24 protein-coding genes are annotated in these 18,477 nt (G+C 40.3%); 12 read left to right on the top strand and 12 right to left on the bottom strand.

Features of this window, described 5'->3' with window-relative positions; translation table 11 throughout:
* Positions 1 to 83: 83 nt before the first annotated feature.
* Positions 84 to 1,931: a threonine--tRNA ligase gene (gene thrS / locus NSMS1_RS05590; RefSeq protein WP_224091798.1), complete on the bottom strand. Its 1,848-nt coding sequence runs from the start codon at positions 1,929 to 1,931 to the stop codon at positions 84 to 86.
* A 442-nt stretch (positions 1,932 to 2,373) separates the two neighbouring features.
* On the opposite strand from thrS, the gene NSMS1_RS05585 reads away from it, so the two are divergent.
* Together NSMS1_RS05585 and NSMS1_RS05580 are read left to right on the top strand one after the other, a co-directional pair.
* A complete protein-coding gene (locus NSMS1_RS05585; RefSeq protein ID WP_224091797.1) occupies positions 2,374 to 2,691 on the top strand; it encodes a DUF2605 domain-containing protein in 318 nt (105 codons plus the stop codon).
* A gap of 244 nt (positions 2,692 to 2,935) precedes the next feature.
* Positions 2,936 to 3,253 carry a DUF2973 domain-containing protein gene (locus NSMS1_RS05580; RefSeq protein ID WP_224091796.1) on the top strand — a complete coding sequence of 106 codons (318 nt, stop codon included), beginning with the start codon at positions 2,936 to 2,938 and terminating at the stop codon, positions 3,251 to 3,253.
* A 206-nt stretch (positions 3,254 to 3,459) separates the two neighbouring features.
* Here the strand turns inward: NSMS1_RS05580 and vapC are convergent, their stop codons facing one another.
* The 5 genes from vapC to trxA all read right to left on the bottom strand — a co-directional run bounded on the left by vapC (position 3,460) and on the right by trxA (position 6,462).
* Complete coding sequence (gene vapC / locus NSMS1_RS05575; RefSeq protein ID WP_224091795.1) at positions 3,460 to 3,858, bottom strand: type II toxin-antitoxin system tRNA(fMet)-specific endonuclease VapC; 399 nt, start codon at positions 3,856 to 3,858, stop codon at positions 3,460 to 3,462.
* The gene (locus NSMS1_RS05570; RefSeq protein ID WP_224091794.1) at positions 3,859 to 4,086 is read right to left on the bottom strand and encodes an antitoxin; all 228 of its coding nucleotides are present in this window, start codon (positions 4,084 to 4,086) and stop codon (positions 3,859 to 3,861) included.
* Positions 4,087 to 4,225: 139 nt separating this feature from the next.
* Positions 4,226 to 4,891, bottom strand: coding sequence for a nitroreductase family protein (locus tag NSMS1_RS05565; protein WP_224091793.1), 666 nt, complete (start codon positions 4,889 to 4,891; stop codon positions 4,226 to 4,228).
* An 80-nt stretch (positions 4,892 to 4,971) separates the two neighbouring features.
* Positions 4,972 to 6,069 carry an alkene reductase gene (locus tag NSMS1_RS05560; RefSeq protein ID WP_224091792.1) on the bottom strand — a complete coding sequence of 366 codons (1,098 nt, stop codon included), beginning with the start codon at positions 6,067 to 6,069 and terminating at the stop codon, positions 4,972 to 4,974.
* A 60-nt stretch (positions 6,070 to 6,129) separates the two neighbouring features.
* Entirely contained in the window at positions 6,130 to 6,462 is a 333-nt protein-coding gene (trxA, locus tag NSMS1_RS05555) for a thioredoxin (RefSeq protein WP_224091791.1), read from the bottom strand.
* 76 nt (positions 6,463 to 6,538) lie between these two features.
* On the opposite strand from trxA, the gene NSMS1_RS05550 reads away from it, so the two are divergent.
* Positions 6,539 to 6,877, top strand: a complete 339-nt coding sequence (locus NSMS1_RS05550; RefSeq protein ID WP_224091790.1) for an ArsR/SmtB family transcription factor — start codon at positions 6,539 to 6,541, stop codon at positions 6,875 to 6,877.
* 147 nt (positions 6,878 to 7,024) lie between these two features.
* Here the strand turns inward: NSMS1_RS05550 and NSMS1_RS05545 are convergent, their stop codons facing one another.
* On the bottom strand, positions 7,025 to 7,189 hold the full coding sequence (locus NSMS1_RS05545; RefSeq protein ID WP_224091789.1) for a hypothetical protein: 165 nt from the start codon (positions 7,187 to 7,189) through the stop codon (positions 7,025 to 7,027).
* Between the two features lie 244 nt (positions 7,190 to 7,433).
* Between NSMS1_RS05545 and NSMS1_RS05540 the strand changes: the two genes are divergently transcribed.
* The 4 genes from NSMS1_RS05540 to NSMS1_RS05525 all read left to right on the top strand — a co-directional run bounded on the left by NSMS1_RS05540 (position 7,434) and on the right by NSMS1_RS05525 (position 12,007).
* Positions 7,434 to 7,706, top strand: a complete 273-nt coding sequence (locus NSMS1_RS05540) for a hypothetical protein (protein ID WP_224091788.1) — start codon at positions 7,434 to 7,436, stop codon at positions 7,704 to 7,706.
* Positions 7,707 to 7,833: 127 nt separating this feature from the next.
* Positions 7,834 to 10,053: a CHASE2 domain-containing protein gene (locus NSMS1_RS05535; protein WP_224091787.1), complete on the top strand. Its 2,220-nt coding sequence runs from the start codon at positions 7,834 to 7,836 to the stop codon at positions 10,051 to 10,053.
* A 39-nt stretch (positions 10,054 to 10,092) separates the two neighbouring features.
* Entirely contained in the window at positions 10,093 to 11,118 is a 1,026-nt protein-coding gene (locus NSMS1_RS05530; RefSeq protein WP_224091786.1) for a VOC family protein, read from the top strand.
* Positions 11,119 to 11,311: 193 nt separating this feature from the next.
* Positions 11,312 to 12,007 (top strand): PEP-CTERM sorting domain-containing protein, encoded by a 696-nt coding sequence (locus tag NSMS1_RS05525; RefSeq protein ID WP_224091785.1) that lies wholly within the window; start codon positions 11,312 to 11,314, stop codon positions 12,005 to 12,007.
* Between the two features lie 80 nt (positions 12,008 to 12,087).
* Here the strand turns inward: NSMS1_RS05525 and NSMS1_RS05520 are convergent, their stop codons facing one another.
* The 3 genes from NSMS1_RS05520 to NSMS1_RS05510 form a co-directional block, all read right to left on the bottom strand.
* Complete coding sequence (locus NSMS1_RS05520) at positions 12,088 to 12,693, bottom strand: pyridoxamine 5'-phosphate oxidase family protein (RefSeq protein WP_224091783.1); 606 nt, start codon at positions 12,691 to 12,693, stop codon at positions 12,088 to 12,090.
* A gap of 8 nt (positions 12,694 to 12,701) precedes the next feature.
* Positions 12,702 to 13,319 (bottom strand): glutathione S-transferase family protein, encoded by a 618-nt coding sequence (locus NSMS1_RS05515; RefSeq protein ID WP_224091781.1) that lies wholly within the window; start codon positions 13,317 to 13,319, stop codon positions 12,702 to 12,704.
* An 87-nt stretch (positions 13,320 to 13,406) separates the two neighbouring features.
* The gene (locus tag NSMS1_RS05510; protein ID WP_224091780.1) at positions 13,407 to 13,577 is read right to left on the bottom strand and encodes a hypothetical protein; all 171 of its coding nucleotides are present in this window, start codon (positions 13,575 to 13,577) and stop codon (positions 13,407 to 13,409) included.
* A 93-nt stretch (positions 13,578 to 13,670) separates the two neighbouring features.
* Here NSMS1_RS05510 and NSMS1_RS05505 point away from each other — a divergent pair, with 93 nt between their 5' ends.
* Both NSMS1_RS05505 and NSMS1_RS05500 read left to right on the top strand, forming a co-directional pair.
* Entirely contained in the window at positions 13,671 to 14,219 is a 549-nt protein-coding gene (locus NSMS1_RS05505; protein WP_224091779.1) for a TetR/AcrR family transcriptional regulator, read from the top strand.
* Positions 14,220 to 14,321: 102 nt separating this feature from the next.
* On the top strand, positions 14,322 to 14,927 hold the full coding sequence (locus NSMS1_RS05500) for a YdcF family protein (protein ID WP_224091778.1): 606 nt from the start codon (positions 14,322 to 14,324) through the stop codon (positions 14,925 to 14,927).
* Here NSMS1_RS05500 and NSMS1_RS05495 read toward each other — a convergent pair.
* Positions 14,917 to 15,318, bottom strand: a complete 402-nt coding sequence (locus NSMS1_RS05495; RefSeq protein WP_224091777.1) for a hypothetical protein — start codon at positions 15,316 to 15,318, stop codon at positions 14,917 to 14,919. The genes NSMS1_RS05500 and NSMS1_RS05495 overlap by 11 nt on opposite strands.
* 243 nt (positions 15,319 to 15,561) lie before the next feature.
* Positions 15,562 to 16,542: an endonuclease/exonuclease/phosphatase family protein gene (locus NSMS1_RS05490; protein WP_224091776.1), complete on the bottom strand. Its 981-nt coding sequence runs from the start codon at positions 16,540 to 16,542 to the stop codon at positions 15,562 to 15,564.
* 156 nt (positions 16,543 to 16,698) lie between these two features.
* On the opposite strand from NSMS1_RS05490, the gene NSMS1_RS05485 reads away from it, so the two are divergent.
* The 3 genes from NSMS1_RS05485 to NSMS1_RS05475 all read left to right on the top strand — a co-directional run bounded on the left by NSMS1_RS05485 (position 16,699) and on the right by NSMS1_RS05475 (position 18,325).
* On the top strand, positions 16,699 to 17,268 hold the full coding sequence (locus NSMS1_RS05485; RefSeq protein ID WP_224091775.1) for a hypothetical protein: 570 nt from the start codon (positions 16,699 to 16,701) through the stop codon (positions 17,266 to 17,268).
* A 384-nt stretch (positions 17,269 to 17,652) separates the two neighbouring features.
* Positions 17,653 to 17,967, top strand: a complete 315-nt coding sequence (locus tag NSMS1_RS05480) for a hypothetical protein (RefSeq protein WP_224091774.1) — start codon at positions 17,653 to 17,655, stop codon at positions 17,965 to 17,967.
* Positions 17,957 to 18,325 carry a pentapeptide repeat-containing protein gene (locus NSMS1_RS05475; protein WP_224091773.1) on the top strand — a complete coding sequence of 123 codons (369 nt, stop codon included), beginning with the start codon at positions 17,957 to 17,959 and terminating at the stop codon, positions 18,323 to 18,325. Before NSMS1_RS05480 ends, NSMS1_RS05475 begins: the two co-directional genes overlap by 11 nt.
* The last annotated feature ends 152 nt before the right edge of the window (positions 18,326 to 18,477 follow it).

The following is an 18,477-nucleotide window of genomic DNA, read 5'->3' as shown; positions in this document are numbered from 1 at the left end:
CTGACTTTATTTTTTGTAGTACTCATAGCAGTATGTTTAATTAATTGAGGTTATCGCCTGGATAATATCCAGGCGACTGATGACTAGAAGTTCTCGTAGTTAGCGATCGCATCCTTCATCTTCTGTACTACTTCATCCACAGGTATAGCGCCTAACTCCCCAGAAGCGCGGGTACGGATGCTGAGGGTGTTGGTTTCTACTTCCTTAGCTCCTATAACTGCCATCACGGGTATTTTATCTTTTTCGGCGTTGCGGATGAGTTTACCCAAGCGATCGCCACTATTGTCAACTTCGGCACGAATACCCAATGCCTGCATTTTTGCGGCTACCTCTTTGGTAAAGTCAAGCTGTGCTTCGCCTACAGGTAACAATCTCGCTTGCACTGGTGCTAACCATAAGGGGAAATCCCCCGCATATTCTTCAATTAAGATACCAATCAGCCGTTCTAGAGAACCGAAAGGCGCACGGTGAATCATTACCGGACGTTTGCGGGAACCATCTTCAGCGACGTATTCCAAATCAAAGCGTTCTGGTAAGTTGTAATCTACCTGTACGGTGCCTAATTGCCATTCTCTATCTAAAGCATCTTTGACAATGAAGTCTAACTTAGGCCCGTAGAAGGCGGCTTCCCCAATACCTTCAAAATGATCCATCCCCAAGGTTTCAACTGCACGACGAATAGCATTTTCGGCTTGGTTCCAAGCTTCATCTGCACCGATGTATTTATCGCTAGCTGGATCACGGAAACTGAGTCGCGCTTTAAAACTACCTAATTTTAAAGTCTTAATCACCGACAATATCAAATCTACGACCTTGAGAAATTCTTCATCTAACTGTTCTGGGGTAACAAAGATGTGAGCATCGTCTTGAGTAAAGCCACGTACACGAGTTAAACCGCCTAGTTCCCCAGATTGCTCATAACGGTAAACAGTACCAAATTCAGCTAATCTAATCGGTAATTCTCGATATGAACGTAACTCACTCTTGTATATTTGGATGTGAAAAGGGCAGTTCATAGCTTTGAGAACAAAGCCTTGTTCTTGTTCTGCTGCTTTTTCATCCTCTGCCATCATGGGAAACAAATCATCTTTGTATTTCTGCCAGTGTCCAGAGGTTTTAAATAAATCAACTCTGCCAATGTGAGGGGTTACAACCTGTTGGTAGCCACGTTTGATTTGTTCTTGCTTGAGATAATCTTCTAAAATGCTGCGTAGCAAAGTACCTTTAGGCGTCCACAAAGGTAAACCAGGCCCTACTTGTTCAGAAAAGATAAATAATCCCAATTCTTTACCGAGTTTACGGTGGTCGCGTCGTAAGGCTTCTTCTTTGCGGCGCTTATACTCGGTTAGTTGTTCGGGAGTCTCCCACGCAGTAGCATAAATACGTTGTAATTGGGCTTTGGTTTCATCCCCACGCCAATAAGCACCCGCAACACTTTCTAACTCAATTGCTTTCGGGTTGATTTCTTTAGTGTTTTCTACATGAGGCCCGGCGCACAAATCCCACCACTCTTCTCCTAAGTGGTAAATTGTGATCGGTTCTTGTTTAATATCTGCCAAGATTTCTAATTTATAAGGCTCTTTGATTTCCTCAATGCGTCGTTGGGCTTCTTCGCGGCTGACTTCTTCCCGAATTACTGGCAGTTTGCGATTAATAATCTTCACCATCTCTTTTTGGATGGCTTTAAGATCCTTATCACTAAATGGCTCTGGATTGTCAAAGTCGTAATAAAATCCATTCTCAATCCAGGGGCCAATTGTAACTTGCGCCTTGGGGAACAGCTTCTGCACTGCCATTGCCATTACATGGGAAGCGGTGTGGCGAATCTTTTTTAAGGTTTCTGATTCGCTGGTACGCGGTAAGTAAATTTTTTGGGGTTGTTCTGGCTGATTGTTGGGGTCTTGATTAGGCGACATTGGCTGCTGAACCATTAGCGAAGTGACTGCAAGAGTAATTTATCAATTTAAGTTCTCAAAATCTACCCAAATATAACACGGGCTTATGTTCCTGCTGTGGACGCTTTCCTTAGTAATTAAGGTACTTTTGCTTAAAGCAGAAGATGTTGATAAATACCTATTGATTCTGGGGGATGTTTTGAGATTTATCTATTTTAATCAAAACAGCAAGTTGGCAGGGTAAAGAGATGGTTTTACTGTTGCTTTCTTTCTAACTGAATATTTGTGTCATAAATAATACAGCAAATTGTCAAAAAAATATTTCTTTTCTAGTTTCTACGATCTGAGCCGATGTATATTTCTGTATTTATGACTACAGATATGGCTTAAATATTTCTTGAGAAATAGCGTATACTAATGTTAAGAAAGATAAATAGAGTTAATATTAATAAAGAAATTAGAAGTATCTCTCTCATTTATGTCAGACTCGAACATATCGGGAACTGATCTGCTAAAGACGGTATTGGAACCGTTGCTAGACGATTTTCAGTATTGGTTTAAGCGATCGTGTGACTTTCTGGAAACTGAGCGGCTCTCATTTATGGATGAACAAGAGCAGTTAGACTTGCTTTTACGTGTTAAGCAAGCCCAGGAAGAACTAAACACAGCAAGAATGCTGTTTGCTGCTACTGAGGGGCAAGTGGGAATTGACATGGCAACGATGACACCTTGGCATCAATTAGTAACTGAATGCTGGAATGTAGCAGCACGCTTTCGTTCTCAGCAGTCTAATTAATACAAATGGCAGAATGTTGCATTACTCATAATGATCATAGAAAATTCTTAATATTATTTTAAGAAAAAGATAATGTATTATAAGCTACAATTTATGAGATAATGTTGACAAATTTCTCCAAATAGATATAAACGCAATTTCTGTAAGTGCGTTAATTATTTAGCCTCGCCAGTGGTAATAAACAGGCGAAATAAAACGTTTAAAGTATAAATTTCAAAATTTGCTGTCCCTGGAGGAAAATCCGATGTTACACCTACTCTATATTCTGGCTTTTACGGTTCTGGCTGTCATAGCTGTTGCTAACTTAATTCGCAACTTAATTATGTTTAGTTTTGATCGTGATGGGTTGCGTTCTGGTGGTGGAAATCAGGGAGGCTATGGTTACTTATCATCCAATAGACAAGTCGCACCACATCCAGAATTATTGGATAGTACAGGTAAATTTATTAAAGAGCCTCTGTTGGTTATGCGTTCTATTAATGTTGAAGATGCCCGTCAACAATTAGATGCTCTTTATGAATCTTCACCAGGACATAAAAGCGAAAAATCAGAAGAAGCATAGAGCAATAGATGTAGCATCGAATTTAATATTTTTCAGTTTTTAAGAAAATTCTTGATTTAAACCAAAACCTGAACTAGTTGTAGTGACTATTCAGGTTTTTTCATTGTTACTAAAATATTAGATTACAGCTTTGTCAATTGATTCAGGGAAAAAATCCTAATTTTGCTATATGTAATATGAAGAAAAGTTAGGATAACATTTTCCCATTAAACCCAATTTTCTAATAACAAATTAGGAATGCGAGAAAATTCTCTAATATTATTGCTGACAAGAGTTACTCCTAAACTTAAGGCATGAGCGGCGATGAGCATACCCATTGCACCAATAACGCTCCCTTGACTTTCAAGATAACTTCTAATGCTGCCGTAAATCGTTGCAGATGCTTGATTAAATTCGACAATTTCTAGAGGTAGCAAAAATTGTAGCAAAGCTGTACGGTTTTTCTCTTTTTGTTGGCTTTTAGCAACTCCGTACTCAAGTTCAGCAACAGTAATAGAGGAAATACCTATCTCAAAAATACTTAAGGTTTGAAATTTATCCAGTACTTTTTGAGGTTTTTGCTTGATGAGGTAAATGCAAATATTGGTATCAAGCAGGTATTGCATTTACCTACTCTCTCTAGTTTCTGTTAATGGCTGATTTCTATTAGTCATGAAATCATCGGAAAATTTGTCTAAACTCTCAATTAGAGATTCCCAAGGATTATCTTTGGCAATAAGAACAATTGCATTACCGATTTTTTTAACATAAACTTCTGTGCCTGTGAGTTGAAAATCTTCAGGTAAAATAACGACTTGATGAGTGCCATCAGTGCTGAGTTTGGCAATATTCATAATACTAGTTTTCTTCTTTTACAAAAGATTGGTCAGTTTTATACAACTTTTCTAGTTTCTTACTCTCAAAGTAGGATAAACAATGTGAATAGGGGCAAGAGTAAAAATTGCTTACCCCCTATTTTCTTCCTACTCCCTATTATCCGACGTAAGGATTATGAATTGTATCTACAAAGACGTTGCTAGACAATGGCAAACGACCAGGGTTTAATCGGGGTTCTGCTGCATAGCCAACGGGAACTAAAACTGCGATCGCTAAATTGGAATTATCAGCCGCGCCAATCACTTCTTTAACTTTGTCTTCAACCCAACCATTCATAAAGCAGGTAGATAAGCCTAAACTTTCTGCCGCTAATACTAAATGAGTCGCTGCGATAATTGCATCTTTAATGGCGTACTCCCGACGCTTATCTCCTAACCCTGCTTGAAATTGGGGTATTGAGTCTTTAAAATAATTAACTGTACCTTCGTTCCAGGCTCCAGTTCCTAAAGCTGTTTCAAAAATTGGCGTTAAATCTCCTTCCCCAGCCGTGGTATCGGCTGCAAAGACAAAGGTAACTGGTGCTTCGATAATTTGTTTTTGGTTCCAGGAGGCGGCGGCGAGGGCTGCCTTTTGCGCTTCATCTTGGACGAGAATAATCCGCCAATCTTGAATATTAAAGCTACTGGGTGCGGCTACTGTTAACTCTACCAGTTGCTTGAGTAATTCAGGTGCGATCGCATCATTCTTAAAAGTTTTGATCGAGCGGCGTTGAACTATAGCGCTTGGTACATCTAAAGCTTGAGTTTGGGTGATACTACTCATGAGATTCTCCCCTATGATTTAGTTTTTGTGGCAATTTAGGTGTAAAAGTTTGCCTGCCAGTAGATTACAAGAAATGCTAATTATTTACTAGCAAGTTCTAAAAATGGATAATCTGTATAACCTTTTTCCCCACCACCATAATAGGTTGAGGGATCTGGCTGATTGAGTGGTGCATTGAGTGCCAAGCGTTCAGGCAAATCAGGGTTGGAGATAAACAAAGTACCAAAAGCAACTAAATCGGCTGCGTTATTTGCTAGTACAGTATCAGCTTTTTCACGGGTGTAACCACCATTAACGATGAGTGTACCTGTAAAGCGTTCCCGCAGATAACTGGTAGGTACAACTTTTGCACCGTGTCTAATGTCTGCTTCGATAGCTTCAAAGATATGTAAGTATGCCAAGTTGAAACGGTTCAAAGCTTGAGCCGCATAACCAAACGTCTCTAGAGGATTTGAGTCACTAATATCATTAAATGTGCCACTGGGTGAGAGTCTGACACCCACCCGTTGAGAATCCCATACACTCGTCACCGCCTCAGTGATTTCTAACAACAACCGGGCGCGATTTTCTACGGAACCGCCATACTTGTCTGTACGTTGATTAGTGCTATCCCTAAGAAACTGGTCAATTAAATAACCATTAGCACTATGAATCTCTACACCATCAAACCCAGCCGCTAGGGCGTTCGCTGCTCCTTGGCGATATTGTTCTACAATATTTGGAATTTCCGATGTTTCCAAAGCACGAGGAGTAACATAAGGTTTCTTTCCCTCATAAGTAAATACTTCACCTTTAGGCGCAATAGCCGAAGGTGCTACAGGTAATACCCCATCCGGTTGTAAGTCAGGATGAGAAATTCTGCCTACGTGCCACAATTGCAGAAAAATTCTCCCGCCTTGTTGATGTACAGTATCAGTTACTAATTTCCACCCTGCAACCTGTTCTGGGGAATGAATCCCTGGTGTATGGGGATAGCCTTGTCCTTGGGGTGTAACTTGTGTGGCTTCAGCAATAATTAACCCAGCCGAAGCACGTTGAGCGTAGTAAATTGCATTTAATTGATGTGGCACATTCCCTTCGCCAGCCCTTTGTCTAGTTAAGGGAGCCATAACAACACGGTTGGGTAATTCTAATTCTCCCAATTGGTAAGGAGAAAATAAGTTGATATTTGTAGACATAGAACTAATGATTAATAACTGTTGACTGTTGACTGTTGACTAATGACTAATGACTAATGACTATTGTTCTTGAATATGCTGTGCTAAAGTTTTAGTCAATGTAACCTTAGAAACAGCCCCAACGACTGTATTAACTTGCCTTCCTTCCTTAAAAACCATCAGTGTAGGAATGCTACGGATACCATAATGACTGGCAACGGTGGGATTTTGATCTGTATTTAGTTTCACCACTTTGACTTGTCCGTCGTATTCGCTGGCAACTTCATCTACCACTGGCGCTACCATCCGACAAGGGCCGCACCAAGGGGCCCAAAAGTCCACTAACACGGGAACAGTGCTATCCAACACTTCTTGTTTGAATGTTGCTTCTGTGACATTGATAATGGATGTCATGGTTACTATCCTTAATTCGTTTATTCGATATTATCGAATAATTAAAATATAAGTCATTTTAAGACATAATGCAAGTATGAGATTCTTATATCATCCAGACCGAAAAGACATTTCGTTACCAGGGGTACTGTACGCCTTGGGTGATCCAGTACGATTGGAGATTGTGCGGCTGTTGGCAACTAAGGGAGAGCATTGTTGTGCTGACTTTGATTTTGCGATCGCCAAATCTACCATGTCTAACCACTTCAAGATTTTACGAGAGTCAGGCGTAGTGATGACTCGTAAAGAAGGGACACAGCACATTAACAGATTGCGGTGCGAAGACTTAGAGGTGCTGTTTCCTGGGTTACTGGAGGCGGTATTGCGATCGGCTCAACCTTTGTTAACTTGTCAACAGTCAGTAGTTGTTAAGTAGTAATTTCAGTAAGCCACCCTAGTTTTTAGTTAAAACTAAAATTTATTTACCCAAACATGAAGGTAGTAGGGTGGTTTCATATAAATAAATATAGATGAGAGAAATAAAGTATAAACGAGAATTTAACAATTAGTATTTAGCTCAGAACTAGTTATTAGTACCTGATACTAAAACTCGTAATAAACTAGTTATTAAAAAGAATACACTAGCTAATAACATAACAAGCATTAAACCAGCAAGAGCAGCAAAAGGCGAGAAAATAAATAACACCAAAAAGGCAAACACCAAAATAGCAATTAATTGTTGATTCATGGTTTTATCCTACAATTGTTTCTAGTGTTAGGTTAAACCACTAAGCGATCGCCTGACCTGTATCTCTGGGACGAGAGACTGAGAATTAGGGAATAGGGAGTGAAGGAGTAGAGCAGAGCTAATAACTAATGACTAATGACTATATGCCAAACTAGTATTGCCTGAAAATTGTGGTTAAATTGGACATCAAGTATGATGCAAGCTGTTTACCTTATGAACATGAGCTTGCACGGGGGATAGAAAAATGAGGGTCTGGCTTGTTTGTTTTTTGCTTTTGTTTGTCTTAGCGGAATTATTTGATTGGTTAAAAGCCTTTTCTCTGCCATTACCTATTTATATATTGGGTGGAGCTTTTCTGGCTGTAGCCTCCAACTATGACAAGATTATTGGCTACTACTTCACGGATACAACTATCAACGCATCACTTGAAGAACCACAGCTAGATTTACCCTCACCATCCTCTAGTTCAATTCCCTTGACGGCTGCGAGTTCCGTTGATGAGGGTGATGAGGTTTAGGGAGTAGGGGGAGACATAGAAAGAGGGGGAGATGAGGGAGATGAGGGAGAGGGGGGAGACAAGGTAGACAAGGTAGATGAGAAAGAAAACTATGGACTAATGACTAATGACTAATGACTAATAACAAATGACTAAAGCCACGTTCATCAAGGACAAGAGTTATCGTGACACTGGTTTTAATAAGAACTGGTGGCGGATAATTTTGGCTACTAGTTTAGGTGTTACGGCTTTGGTGTGGGGGGTGAGAGAACTTAAGTGGTTGCAGTCTTGGGAGTTAAAAGCCTATGACAAAATTTTGCGATCGCGTCCAGTAGAATCCCTCGATTCTCGAATTTTGCTAGTCACGATTACTGAAGAGGATTTAGCAAAACAGGGTGGAAATTTATCAGATAATACCATCAATCAACTTTTAATTAAATTAAAATCTCATCAAGCGCGTGTCATTGCTCTTAATATTTATCGACCAGAGCAGAAAAATTTAGCATCGGGAATAGATAATAAAAGTAATATTATTGCTGCTTGTTTATCAAGTAGTATGGGTAGGTCAGAAATACCACCACCGCAAAATTTCCCTCAAGAAAACATTGGTTATAACGATTTAGTTTCTGATATTGAAGAAGACCAAATTGTCCGGCGTGCTTTATTATTTTCTGAACCCAATGATAGTAAATGTAATACACAATTTTCATTTGCAGCTTTAGCAGCTATTTTCTATTTAGAACAAATGGGGATTCACCCAGATTTTGCTAAAGATAAGTTTTATCTTGGTAAAACAGTCTTTCCCATCCTGTCACCTGATGCTGGTAGCTATCAAGGTGTAGATGCAATGGGTTATCAAATCTTACTCAACTACCGTCATCCTGAGCATTTAGCTAAAACAGTTACTCTCACAGCAATCTTGAACAATCAAGTTGACCCTAACTTGGTTAAAGACCGCTTGGTAATGATTGGTACGACGGCTTCTAGTATTCATCCTGGTTTATATACACCCTACAGTGCAGCACCAGGACAACCAACGAGAACACCTTCAATTTTTATCCACGCACAGGTAGCTAGTCAGCTACTCAGCACAGTATTGGATGGAAGACCCCTAATTTGGTACTGGCCTGACTGGGCTGAATTAGTTTGGCTTTGGGTTTGGTCATTAGTAGGTGGTGTTCTGGGATGGAAAATACGACATCCGTTGTTATTTATAGTAGTTGGATGTACGGTCTTAGCTGGTTTGGTGCTGATTTGTGCTGGTTTTTTCCTACAATCTGGATGGATACCTTTGATTCCCCCAGCTTTAAGTTTAGTTATTAGTGGTGCAGGGGTAATGACTTACACTACTTACCGCACTCAGCAGCAAACTAAGCTGATCATGTTGCAAGTTGAGAAACAACAGGAGGTAATTGAACAGTTAAGCATCCTCTTGAAGGAAAGTACAACAACAGCAGATACTACGGCAGTTTATGACCAACATTCCCACCATAATTCCTCTATTACTAAAGCAGAAAAATCGACTGGTGATTTGTTATTAGGTGGTCGTTATTGTATCTCTAGTGTGTTGGGCGCGGGTGGATTTGGTCGTACTTATTTAGCACAGGATACTCAACGTCCAGGAAATCCTACTTGTGTGGTGAAAAAATTAATGCCTGCACGCCGAGATACAAGGTTTTTGCAAGTGGCGCGGCGATTATTTACTACAGAAGCAGAAATTTTAGAGTCTTTGGGTAAACATCCACAAATCCCAGCGCTACTTGCTTATTTTGAAGCTGAAGAAGAATTTTATTTAGTAGAAGAATATATTGCTGGACACACTTTGAGTGAGGAGTTACCACCTGTAACGGGTTTACAGAGTGAAGCTTTTGTTGTGGAAATGATCAAAGGTGTATTAGAAATTTTAGCATTTGTCCACGAACATTTAGTAATTCATCGGGATGTCAAACCTACTAATATTATCAGGTCGGCTGCGGATAATCGCTTAGTATTAATTGATTTTGGGGCGGTGAAAATGATGCAGCCGCCAACAGATGAAAGAACAGAATTGGCGACAGTAGCTATTGGTACGCGAGGCTATGCACCACCAGAACAATTCGCCGGACATCCCCGCTTGGCTAGCGATATTTACGCTGTGGGGATGATGGGGATTCAAGCCCTCACAGGGATACTACCCCAAGAACTGCCACCAGACCAGGAAACGGGAAATGTAATCTGGCGAGACAACGCAACGGTAAGTGAAGAACTGGCAGTAATTTTAGATAAAATGGTGCGTTACCATTTTAGCGATCGCTATCAATCGGCTGCGGCTGTCTTACAAGATTTAGATCGCATCTCTAACTTGATACAGACATCATCGATTTCCTAACGTGTAAACTAGTCTAGGCAACATCAATTTGCATTTGGCATGAATCAGGGACATGAAACAGCAATCGCAGGTATCTATGAAGTCTGTATTGGCGTTCCCGATCCCATTTTTGCGATTCAATATTGGGAGCAATTTGGCTATCGCATTGGTCAAGTAGGTGAATTACCCCAAGCCGCAGCATATCAATTGTATGGGGTAAACTCAGCTTTGCGATCAATTCGTCTCTATCACCAAAATGCAGATCATGGTTTGATTCGGTTGATGGTTTGGCAAAATCCCACAAATCAAGGTTTGGGGTTAACATCAATGAAAGTTAAGGGTAATCGTTGGGCGACTACCTTGACTGCTGATATATTCACTATCCTCAATCATGCCGAAGATGCCAAAGCTGCCGGCTGGGCGGTGAGATATAGTTATCCTTATTGGGAAGTAATTTATAACAAAGAGAGAAAAAGCCGTCCTTTCGTCGATCAAGCTGTGGGAGTGCGGGAGATGCTACTACTACAACCCTTGACTCGACAGGTATTATTTCAAAGGTTTGGCTATACATTACCGTATTACGGGGAGATTAACCAAGCTAGTGCTTTTAAGACAAGCCAGTTTACCCATATTGGCATGATTGTACAGGATGACAGTAAGGAAAGCCTGAAATTCTATGAAGAAGTATTGGGTTTGTTGCGTGTACGTGATGATGTAGAAACTAGCTACGAATCTTCACCAGCCGGACGAGATTTATTTGACCTTAAACCAGGGGAAAAGTTTATCGTTACCGCCTTTGATGACCCCCGTTCATCCAAATCTGACTTCATGGCTGCACGTAGTGGCAGACTCTATATTATCCGCTTTCCTGAGACGATACAGTTAGAGTCCCGCTTTGAACTTTCCCAGCCGGGTAGTTTAGGGATGTCGCTTTACACTTACCGCGTGCGAGGCTTGGAAACATATTGCGATCGCATTAAGTCCAGTTCAGCGCAGAAGTTTACTAGCATTATTGAAAATGAGTTTCGGGAGAAAAGTTTCTCTTTTGTCGCACCTGATGGTTATTTCTGGAATTTGCTGGAGTAGGGATTAAATCTTAAGTATAATCACTGAGCTAATATAAAGATAATTCTGTTAAAATGCTTATAATATGTGGCTTTTCCACATCTTTAAATTTGGATTATTCAATAAAAACTTTTAGTAAAAAAGTGTACTTACACTACACAAATGACTGTTGAACGTGCCACCCTGTGACTAAGACAGTTATTCAAAAAAATCAATGTCTATTTTACAAAAACTATCATTAGTCTTAGCTGGAACCGCCGTTGTGTTCATGAGTGCTAACCCTGCTGGTGCTGTTAGCCTCACAAAAGGCGGTAGTGCGCCTGTTGCTGGAGAAGGTTCAAAATCTACGATTCCAGGATCTTTGGTTGTTGACTTTAATTCAGGCACAGCAACCGATCCAAATGGGTTTGTTACTTATTCAGCAACCAACGGAATTGTCCAAGGTAGTCAAGCAAATGAGTATGCTGCACCTTTTGGTGATGATAGTAAATATTTAACGATTTCTCCAGCAGGTGACAGTGTTGCAGGCGGAACTGGTTCTGTAACTCTGACCTTTGCTAAGGCTATTGATTACTTCGGCTTCTATTGGGGGTCAATAGACACATATAATTTTGTCGATGTCTATAGTGAAGGTACTTTACTGAAAACATTTAGCGGTACAGATGTTCCAGGCGCACAAGCTACTGGTAGCTGGACTAGCGACAAAGACAATGTTTTCGTTAACATATTAGCTGGTTCAGGCGAAAGTTTTGACAAGATAGTTTTGAGATCCACTGGTCGTGCATTTGAAACCGATAACCACACCTACCGATTAGCTGATGTTCCTGAACCAAGTTCTATGTTGGCTTTACTAGCCTTCGGTGCTTTGAGTACTAGGTCACTTACTAAGCGCAAATCAAAGATGGTGTAAAACTACCTGCTTAGAGACTATCTAGAAATTACAATGTGATTTTTAAATGTCTAACCCAGCATCTTTGCTGGGTTTTTGTTTTAACCTATGGACAAATGCTGTAACTGCTGTTCCAATTCAGCAATTCGATTTTGTAAAGGAGCTAACATAGCTGCAACTTCTGTTTCGGAATAGCGGATGGGAATGTGTTGAGGACAGTTCTCACTTGTAGCTTCGACATGAAAAATAATTGCCCGTTCCACCTGCGCCGGATAATCGGGAACTCGCACTTGTTCTAGTAAACTAGATTCGCCTTCAATGTATTCGGCTCTACCCCAAATCTTGATGCGTCGGCGATGGCGATAATCCATCAAAAATAGAAAGGCTTTATCATTACCAGATAGATTCCCAACAGTAATGTACTGCACATTACCTAAAAAATCAGCAAAGCCTAACGTATTTTCATCTAACACCTTGAGGAACCCAGGCGGGCCTCCACGAAATTGAATGTAGGGGTAGCCATTAGAACTGACTGTTCCTAAATAAAAACCTTCGAGTTGACCAATAAATTCTGCAATCTTGGGTGTGACAGTATCATTAGCAGGGCCATTGGTAATATAGCGCTCATAAGTCTCCCGTGAGCCTCGTTCTTCCTGGGCGGCTTGTACTTCTGGAGTGAAGGCGATTTCGCCGAATTTACGTACCATAATGCCTCCTAAGCCGCAATTGGGGTTTCAATACCACTCATCCCTACAAAACCAGGGAGATTTTTGACGCGATTAATCCAGGTCAGTACGTTGGGATAGGGGTTGAGGTCAATTTTACCATCACCAGCTAGGGCAATGTAAGGGAAAACTGCTATATCAGCGATTGTTGGACGACCTAACTCTAACCATTCTTGATTAGCTAAATGATTATTTAATTGGGTCAAGATGAACTCGGATTTTTGCAGCGATCGCTCTAAATTAATGCTAGTAGCTTTAAATAAATGGTATAACCGTACAGATTCCGGCCCTTGTCGCACTTCGCCTGCGGTTGTGGAGAGCCAACGTACTACCCGGCTCATGGCTTCTGCTTCTAACGGCAACCATGATTCGCCACCATACTGCCTGGCTAAATACACCAGAATGGCTTGAGCATCTGCCAATACTATATCGCCATCTACTAACAGTGGTACTTGTCCAAAGGGATTTAATGCTAAAAAGTCCGGCTGCTTGTGCGCTCCTGCCATCAAATCAACTTTGACCCACTCATAATCTAAACCCAACACCGACAACATCAGTTTTGCTTTGTAGCTATTACCAGAAAGTTCGTAACCATAAAGCTTAATCATGATTTAGTCCTATAGCTCGGATAAATGCGAGTTGGTGAAAAATGATACTAAGTTGCGTTCAGACATAATATTCCTACTCCCTATTCCCTACTCCCTACTCCCCACTCCCCACTCCCAGCCCAAGTTACTATCTTTGACTGCAACTTGGTATGAGCAGTAAGTCGGGAGTGATTCACGCTCTAGTGTTGGTAAGGTAATTGCACACAAGGCATCCCAATTTAGGAATGTCTGCTTGATATGGGTAAAAACACAATTCATAAGTGTTACCTTTTTATGTACCGTCCGTTCGGTATAAAAGTACTTTACCGAACGTTTGGTACAATGTCAATAGATAATCAATGAAAAATAAAAATGCCTAAAGAAACTTATGTTCCCTGCCTTTTGCATCTATTTCGGCAGTATGGGTATGATGGTGCTACCTTGTCCAAAATTGCGGAAGCTACAGGTTTAGGTAAAGCCAGCCTTTACCATCACTTTCCTGGTGGTAAAGATGAGATGGTAAAGACAGTACTGGAATATATTGAGCAGTGGTTAGCTAAAAATATTTTGCCAGCCCTCCAGGGTGAAGGGGATGCACTGACGCGGTTGCAACGAATGTGCGATCGCCTCAATGAACTATACGAAGGCGGACAGCAACCCTGTATGTTTGCCATTCTGTCCCTTGGTTCAGCGCGTGAAGTGTTTCACGATCAAGTTAAAGCAGTTATGCACTCTTGGATTAATGCGATCGCTGATGTGCTAGTTGAAGCAGGGATAAATCAAAAACTTGCCCAGCAACGGGGGGAAGATGCAGCAATTATGGTTCAGGGAGCATTGATATTATCTCAAAGCTTAGATAATCCATCTGTCTTTCAACGAATAATTGAAAGATTACCCGAAGACCTTTGCCGAGATGAGTGAGTTATCACTTGTATAAATTTGGGTGGGGGTTGGTAATAGCAATATAATTACCTATCAGCCATTACTCACCCATATTGTAATTAAATAAAATTGAGATTACTTATGCTTAAAAATATTCGTAGAAAATGGCTATTTCGGATATTAATAACCACCATCTCTGTATTAGTATTTACTATTTCATCTACAGCAATAAGTATCTACTGGTATGGCAATAATAGCTACAGTAATAAAGCAGATGCGGCAATTGTTTTAGGTGCAGCCGTCTGGGGGAAAGAACCCTCACCTGTTTTTCGTGAACGTATTAACCATGCTATTAATTTATATAAAAATTACAGTATAAATAAGATTATTTTTACGGGTGGAGTGGGGGAAGTTAACGAACCTGCTGAGGCTGTTGTCGGTCAAACTTATGCCATAACCAGAAGAGTAACAGCAGCCGATATTTTTATAGAAACTCAATCTCGAACAACTTACCAAAATCTTAAGAATGCGCTAGAAGTGGTAGAAACTCATCAAGAACTAACGAAATTTTTGATTGTGAGTGACCCATTACATTTAAAACGAGCCGTATTAATGGCCAGAAATTTAGGTATAGATGCTTATCCCTCACCCACGCCTACCACTCGCTATCGCAGTTTTCAAAGTCAGATGCAATTTTTAATGCGAGAAACTTATTTTTACCTTGTTTATCTTATATTTAAAATTTAGTTACGTTGACCTTCACACCAGACTCAAGCCCAGGAACTTTTAGATACTCTACTGTTTCAACACGTTCAGCAGAACGGTTATCTGAGGGATTGACACATTCCTTAAACATAGCCTCTGGATTGCTGAGTACATCAAACGGGCTGAGGCTTTCACACCCTTTTTTCTGTTCTAGGGGAATAGAATTGCCTTGGAGGTTTTGAGGTTGACCTGTGACACTATTCCATTGACTCTTTATGGTTACGGGTTCCGTCGTTAAAGCCGCAGCCTCATGGCGTTCGATGATGGCTTCTTGCGGATTTTCTGGTGAAGTTTTGTCCTGAGCGATCGCCTTTAGGGGAAAGTAACTTATCGCAGCAACTCCAGCTATAATTAGGATAAAAAATGGTTTCATAATTACATCACACAATGATGAATCTTAACTTAAATTTGCAATTTCCAGCCTTACCCAATAATTATAGTTTTAAGATTCAAGTTTTGGTGAATTTGCTATGTTAATGAAAGTAAAGAAAGTTTTAATAATTAGCAGATATTATAACCATTTATTTTGTAAAGTATATCTCAATTTATATTAACTGACTTTACTATAACAAATCAAAATCTTTTTCTTGCTTGTACCTACTTGACTGCCTGTTACTTAACGCAAAACTAATTCAGTGATTAACGATGCGTGATCAGAATTACCATTTGCTCCAGTGTAGATTCTAGCGACATTGAAATGCTGACTAACTAAACAGTGGTCAATGGGAATATTTACTAACGGTATCTGCCATTTTGGTATGTGTACATGAGTAGCAGGACGAGGCCAACTTGGTAAAATCCCAAAACCTAAACGGGTGTTATGTAACTTAGTTTTATTAATAAAACGTCGGTAATAAGGCGACCAAGGAGTTAAGTTAAAATCACCAACTAAAATCAATGGCTGATTTATTTCTTGAATATATTTAGCAAGTGCAGCTAATTGACGATTTCGGCTGTGAAAATTTGTCAGCTTTACGGGAACTAAGGGATGTGTACCAATAACTTTTACAGGCTGCTTATTTATTTCTAAAGTAGCAATTAAATTGTGATTTCCTTGTTTATTAAAGTTATCGCCCTTAACATCTAAAAATGGAAAGCGGCTAAAAATTGCCATACCACCACCAGGAGTCCTAAAAGTATAAGGCAAAGTACCTTTTAAACCCTCATTCAATTTTGTCATCGTATCTTGACTAACTTCACTCAATACAGCTACATCAGTTTGAGAATCTAGTACGACATCCACCATGTTATCGTATTGTTTATTTTGAACATTGATATTGAAAGATAAAACTCGAATTGGTGTAGATGTATTCCCGGCTAATTGTTGTGTATGGGGAATATACCAAGGTAAAATCTCAATTAGATTCAAACCGACTAGTAATAGAGATGTAAAAATAAGTAGCTTACTTTTGATGTGGCGGGTTTTCCAAAGAATCAATAAAACACTGGTAACAATTAAAGACAAAACCAAATACTGAAAGCGGAAATGAGTTAACATCTCTAGCGGCCAAGACCAAGCTACGTAAGATAATAGTGATAGTAAGCCTAAAGTGCAGAGAGTAGCGATCGCCACAATTAAAGTTATTCTAGAAAACATAAACTCCAGCAAAATAAGTAACAGCCTTTAACATCAACGCAAACGCAGCTCTTTTCGGATAAATGTGTTACCGCCAAAATTCCCGCACCACCCCTACCGGAGATGCACAAAAAGTAGTTGAATATGTACTAGTAACTGACCGAAAAATTGAGAAGCATGATAATTCGGGCTGCGACAGTTGTAATCACATCTTCTTTGCTGATGACTGGGTTTGTTCCTACCTCAGCCTTCGCCAACAACCCTAAGACACTTGCTCAGTCAAGCCCTCAGTCTCAGCCGAGCAAAACTCAACCGATAAATATTAGTAAAGCTGAGTTTGGAGTAGCAACTCTAGACGCTGGAGGGAAATTTAACTTCACCCCGACAATCAAAGTCCCACTAGTAGAGGGAAATAAATACGGCTGGCGCATTCAAATACAAGGTGTTAAAGGGCAAGTAACATGGCGCGAAGTCCTACGCCTACCAAAAGCCCCACAAACATGGGCAACAGATGACGGCGAAAATTTCACATTATCAGCCGACGGTACAGAAGCAGTCACCAAGCGTACCCAATTACCTAAAAATGGTGTCATTGAGAACTTTTGGACGATCGCACCCGGTGATCCCCCAGGCAAACATATAATATATGTATATGTTGATGAACGCTTAGTCGGTAACTTTGAGTTTGAAATCGTTCCTAAACAAAACCAAGAAATTAAAAGCAGACAGCAACTAGGCCAGATTTAACTACAGGTAACATACAACAGGGAATAGCTAAAACAGCAAGAGGCAGAGAAACATAAAATCTCTCCTCCTCTCCCTCCCTTCTCTACGAGAGGCTACGCCAACGGGTTCACCAGTCGCCTGCGGTTCGCGTCAGCGTCTCGTCAGAGAGAGAAACCCTCCTACAGCGCTGGTTCACCGCGCTAACCTTAGCGTGCCTCTACGTTTAAAAACTGCTTTATAATCGGTCTATCTGGTGGACTCAAATCTTGTGCTATCTCATAGAATACAGACAAAATTAACTTAACAAAGATAAAGATATACAGTAACGTCTCATCAAACATCACTCAATCATCAAACCACAGAGTATCTTGGAAATAGAGGTCTAATAATTGCTGAGTAGCGATTATGAATACAGAAGAATTTATCCGCTTGATGGAAAGACAGCGCTCATGTCCTCAAACCCTACCAAAAGCGCTGCAAGCTCTTTGGTGTGACAAACAAGGCGACTGGAACCAAGCACATGAAATCGTCCAGAATGCCAAAGACATAGATAGCGCTTGGGTTCATGCGTACTTACATCGTAAAGAAGGCGACTTGAATAACGCTCATTACTGGTATCATCGCAGCAGTCAACCAGAGTTTACCGGAGAGTTACATCGAGAATGGGAACACATAACTTCTTTCTTGCTTAAGAAGGTGAATACAACTCATGGATGCTGAGACAATCAAAAAACGTTACGCCGCAGGAGAGAGATATTTTCCCGCCGCCAACCTAGTTAGAGCTAGGTTAATTGGAGTTTATTTACCTGGGATAAACTTATGGGGAGCAGACTTGAGCGGTGCTAACCTAGCTAGAGCCAAACTTTGGGGAGCAGACTTAAGTAGAGCCAACTTAGCCAATGCAAATTTGACAAGAGCGAATTTATCAGGTGTGAAGTTGAACGAAGCTAATCTCCGGGGAGCTAAACTTAACTTTACTAAGTTGTACGGAGCAGATTTAACAGGTGCTTATTATGACGAAACCACAAAATTTTCAAGAGGGTTTGATCCTGTAAGTATGAATATGCAGAAGTTTTGATAATAGGTAATAGGTAATTGGTAATAGTCCTAGTAATTTATAATCAACTTTCTGCAATCCTCTAAACCTTACAGGAATAAAAAAATAGAAAAACGATCGCCCAACCTAACCCAATATGTAGAAAGACCCAAATATCTGTACCATAGGTAAAG

This window comes from Nostoc sp. MS1 (genome assembly GCF_019976755.1).
Taxonomy (GTDB): Bacteria; Cyanobacteriota; Cyanobacteriia; order Cyanobacteriales; family Nostocaceae; genus Trichormus.
The sequence above is the reverse complement of the archived record's forward strand: the minus strand, read 5'-3'. Positions and strand labels throughout refer to the sequence as shown.

What these genes read in the sequence shown, in the direction of transcription:
- NSMS1_RS05570 (WP_224091794.1), bottom strand. Translation starts at nt 4,086, where the DNA reads ATGAATATTGCCAAACTCAGCACTGATGGCACTCATCAAGTCGTTATT.
- NSMS1_RS05520 (WP_224091783.1), bottom strand. Translation starts at nt 12,693, where the DNA reads ATGGTACGTAAATTCGGCGAAATCGCCTTCACTCCAGAAGTACAAGCC.
- NSMS1_RS05565 (WP_224091793.1), bottom strand. Translation starts at nt 4,891, where the DNA reads ATGAGTAGTATCACCCAAACTCAAGCTTTAGATGTACCAAGCGCTATA.
- NSMS1_RS05480 (WP_224091774.1), top strand. Translation starts at nt 17,653, where the DNA reads ATGAATACAGAAGAATTTATCCGCTTGATGGAAAGACAGCGCTCATGT.
- NSMS1_RS05585 (WP_224091797.1), top strand. Translation starts at nt 2,374, where the DNA reads ATGTCAGACTCGAACATATCGGGAACTGATCTGCTAAAGACGGTATTG.
- trxA (WP_224091791.1), bottom strand. Translation starts at nt 6,462, where the DNA reads ATGACATCCATTATCAATGTCACAGAAGCAACATTCAAACAAGAAGTG.
- vapC (WP_224091795.1), bottom strand. Translation starts at nt 3,858, where the DNA reads ATGCAATACCTGCTTGATACCAATATTTGCATTTACCTCATCAAGCAA.
- NSMS1_RS05490 (WP_224091776.1), bottom strand. Translation starts at nt 16,542, where the DNA reads ATGTTTTCTAGAATAACTTTAATTGTGGCGATCGCTACTCTCTGCACT.
- NSMS1_RS05525 (WP_224091785.1), top strand. Translation starts at nt 11,312, where the DNA reads ATGTCTATTTTACAAAAACTATCATTAGTCTTAGCTGGAACCGCCGTT.
- NSMS1_RS05505 (WP_224091779.1), top strand. Translation starts at nt 13,671, where the DNA reads ATGCCTAAAGAAACTTATGTTCCCTGCCTTTTGCATCTATTTCGGCAG.
- NSMS1_RS05475 (WP_224091773.1), top strand. Translation starts at nt 17,957, where the DNA reads ATGGATGCTGAGACAATCAAAAAACGTTACGCCGCAGGAGAGAGATAT.
- thrS (WP_224091798.1), bottom strand. Translation starts at nt 1,931, where the DNA reads ATGGTTCAGCAGCCAATGTCGCCTAATCAAGACCCCAACAATCAGCCA.
- NSMS1_RS05495 (WP_224091777.1), bottom strand. Translation starts at nt 15,318, where the DNA reads ATGAAACCATTTTTTATCCTAATTATAGCTGGAGTTGCTGCGATAAGT.
- NSMS1_RS05540 (WP_224091788.1), top strand. Translation starts at nt 7,434, where the DNA reads ATGAGGGTCTGGCTTGTTTGTTTTTTGCTTTTGTTTGTCTTAGCGGAA.
- NSMS1_RS05580 (WP_224091796.1), top strand. Translation starts at nt 2,936, where the DNA reads ATGTTACACCTACTCTATATTCTGGCTTTTACGGTTCTGGCTGTCATA.
- NSMS1_RS05535 (WP_224091787.1), top strand. Translation starts at nt 7,834, where the DNA reads ATGACTAAAGCCACGTTCATCAAGGACAAGAGTTATCGTGACACTGGT.
- NSMS1_RS05485 (WP_224091775.1), top strand. Translation starts at nt 16,699, where the DNA reads ATGATAATTCGGGCTGCGACAGTTGTAATCACATCTTCTTTGCTGATG.
- NSMS1_RS05500 (WP_224091778.1), top strand. Translation starts at nt 14,322, where the DNA reads ATGCTTAAAAATATTCGTAGAAAATGGCTATTTCGGATATTAATAACC.
- NSMS1_RS05560 (WP_224091792.1), bottom strand. Translation starts at nt 6,069, where the DNA reads ATGTCTACAAATATCAACTTATTTTCTCCTTACCAATTGGGAGAATTA.
- NSMS1_RS05515 (WP_224091781.1), bottom strand. Translation starts at nt 13,319, where the DNA reads ATGATTAAGCTTTATGGTTACGAACTTTCTGGTAATAGCTACAAAGCA.
- NSMS1_RS05510 (WP_224091780.1), bottom strand. Translation starts at nt 13,577, where the DNA reads ATGAATTGTGTTTTTACCCATATCAAGCAGACATTCCTAAATTGGGAT.
- NSMS1_RS05550 (WP_224091790.1), top strand. Translation starts at nt 6,539, where the DNA reads ATGAGATTCTTATATCATCCAGACCGAAAAGACATTTCGTTACCAGGG.
- NSMS1_RS05545 (WP_224091789.1), bottom strand. Translation starts at nt 7,189, where the DNA reads ATGAATCAACAATTAATTGCTATTTTGGTGTTTGCCTTTTTGGTGTTA.
- NSMS1_RS05530 (WP_224091786.1), top strand. Translation starts at nt 10,093, where the DNA reads ATGAATCAGGGACATGAAACAGCAATCGCAGGTATCTATGAAGTCTGT.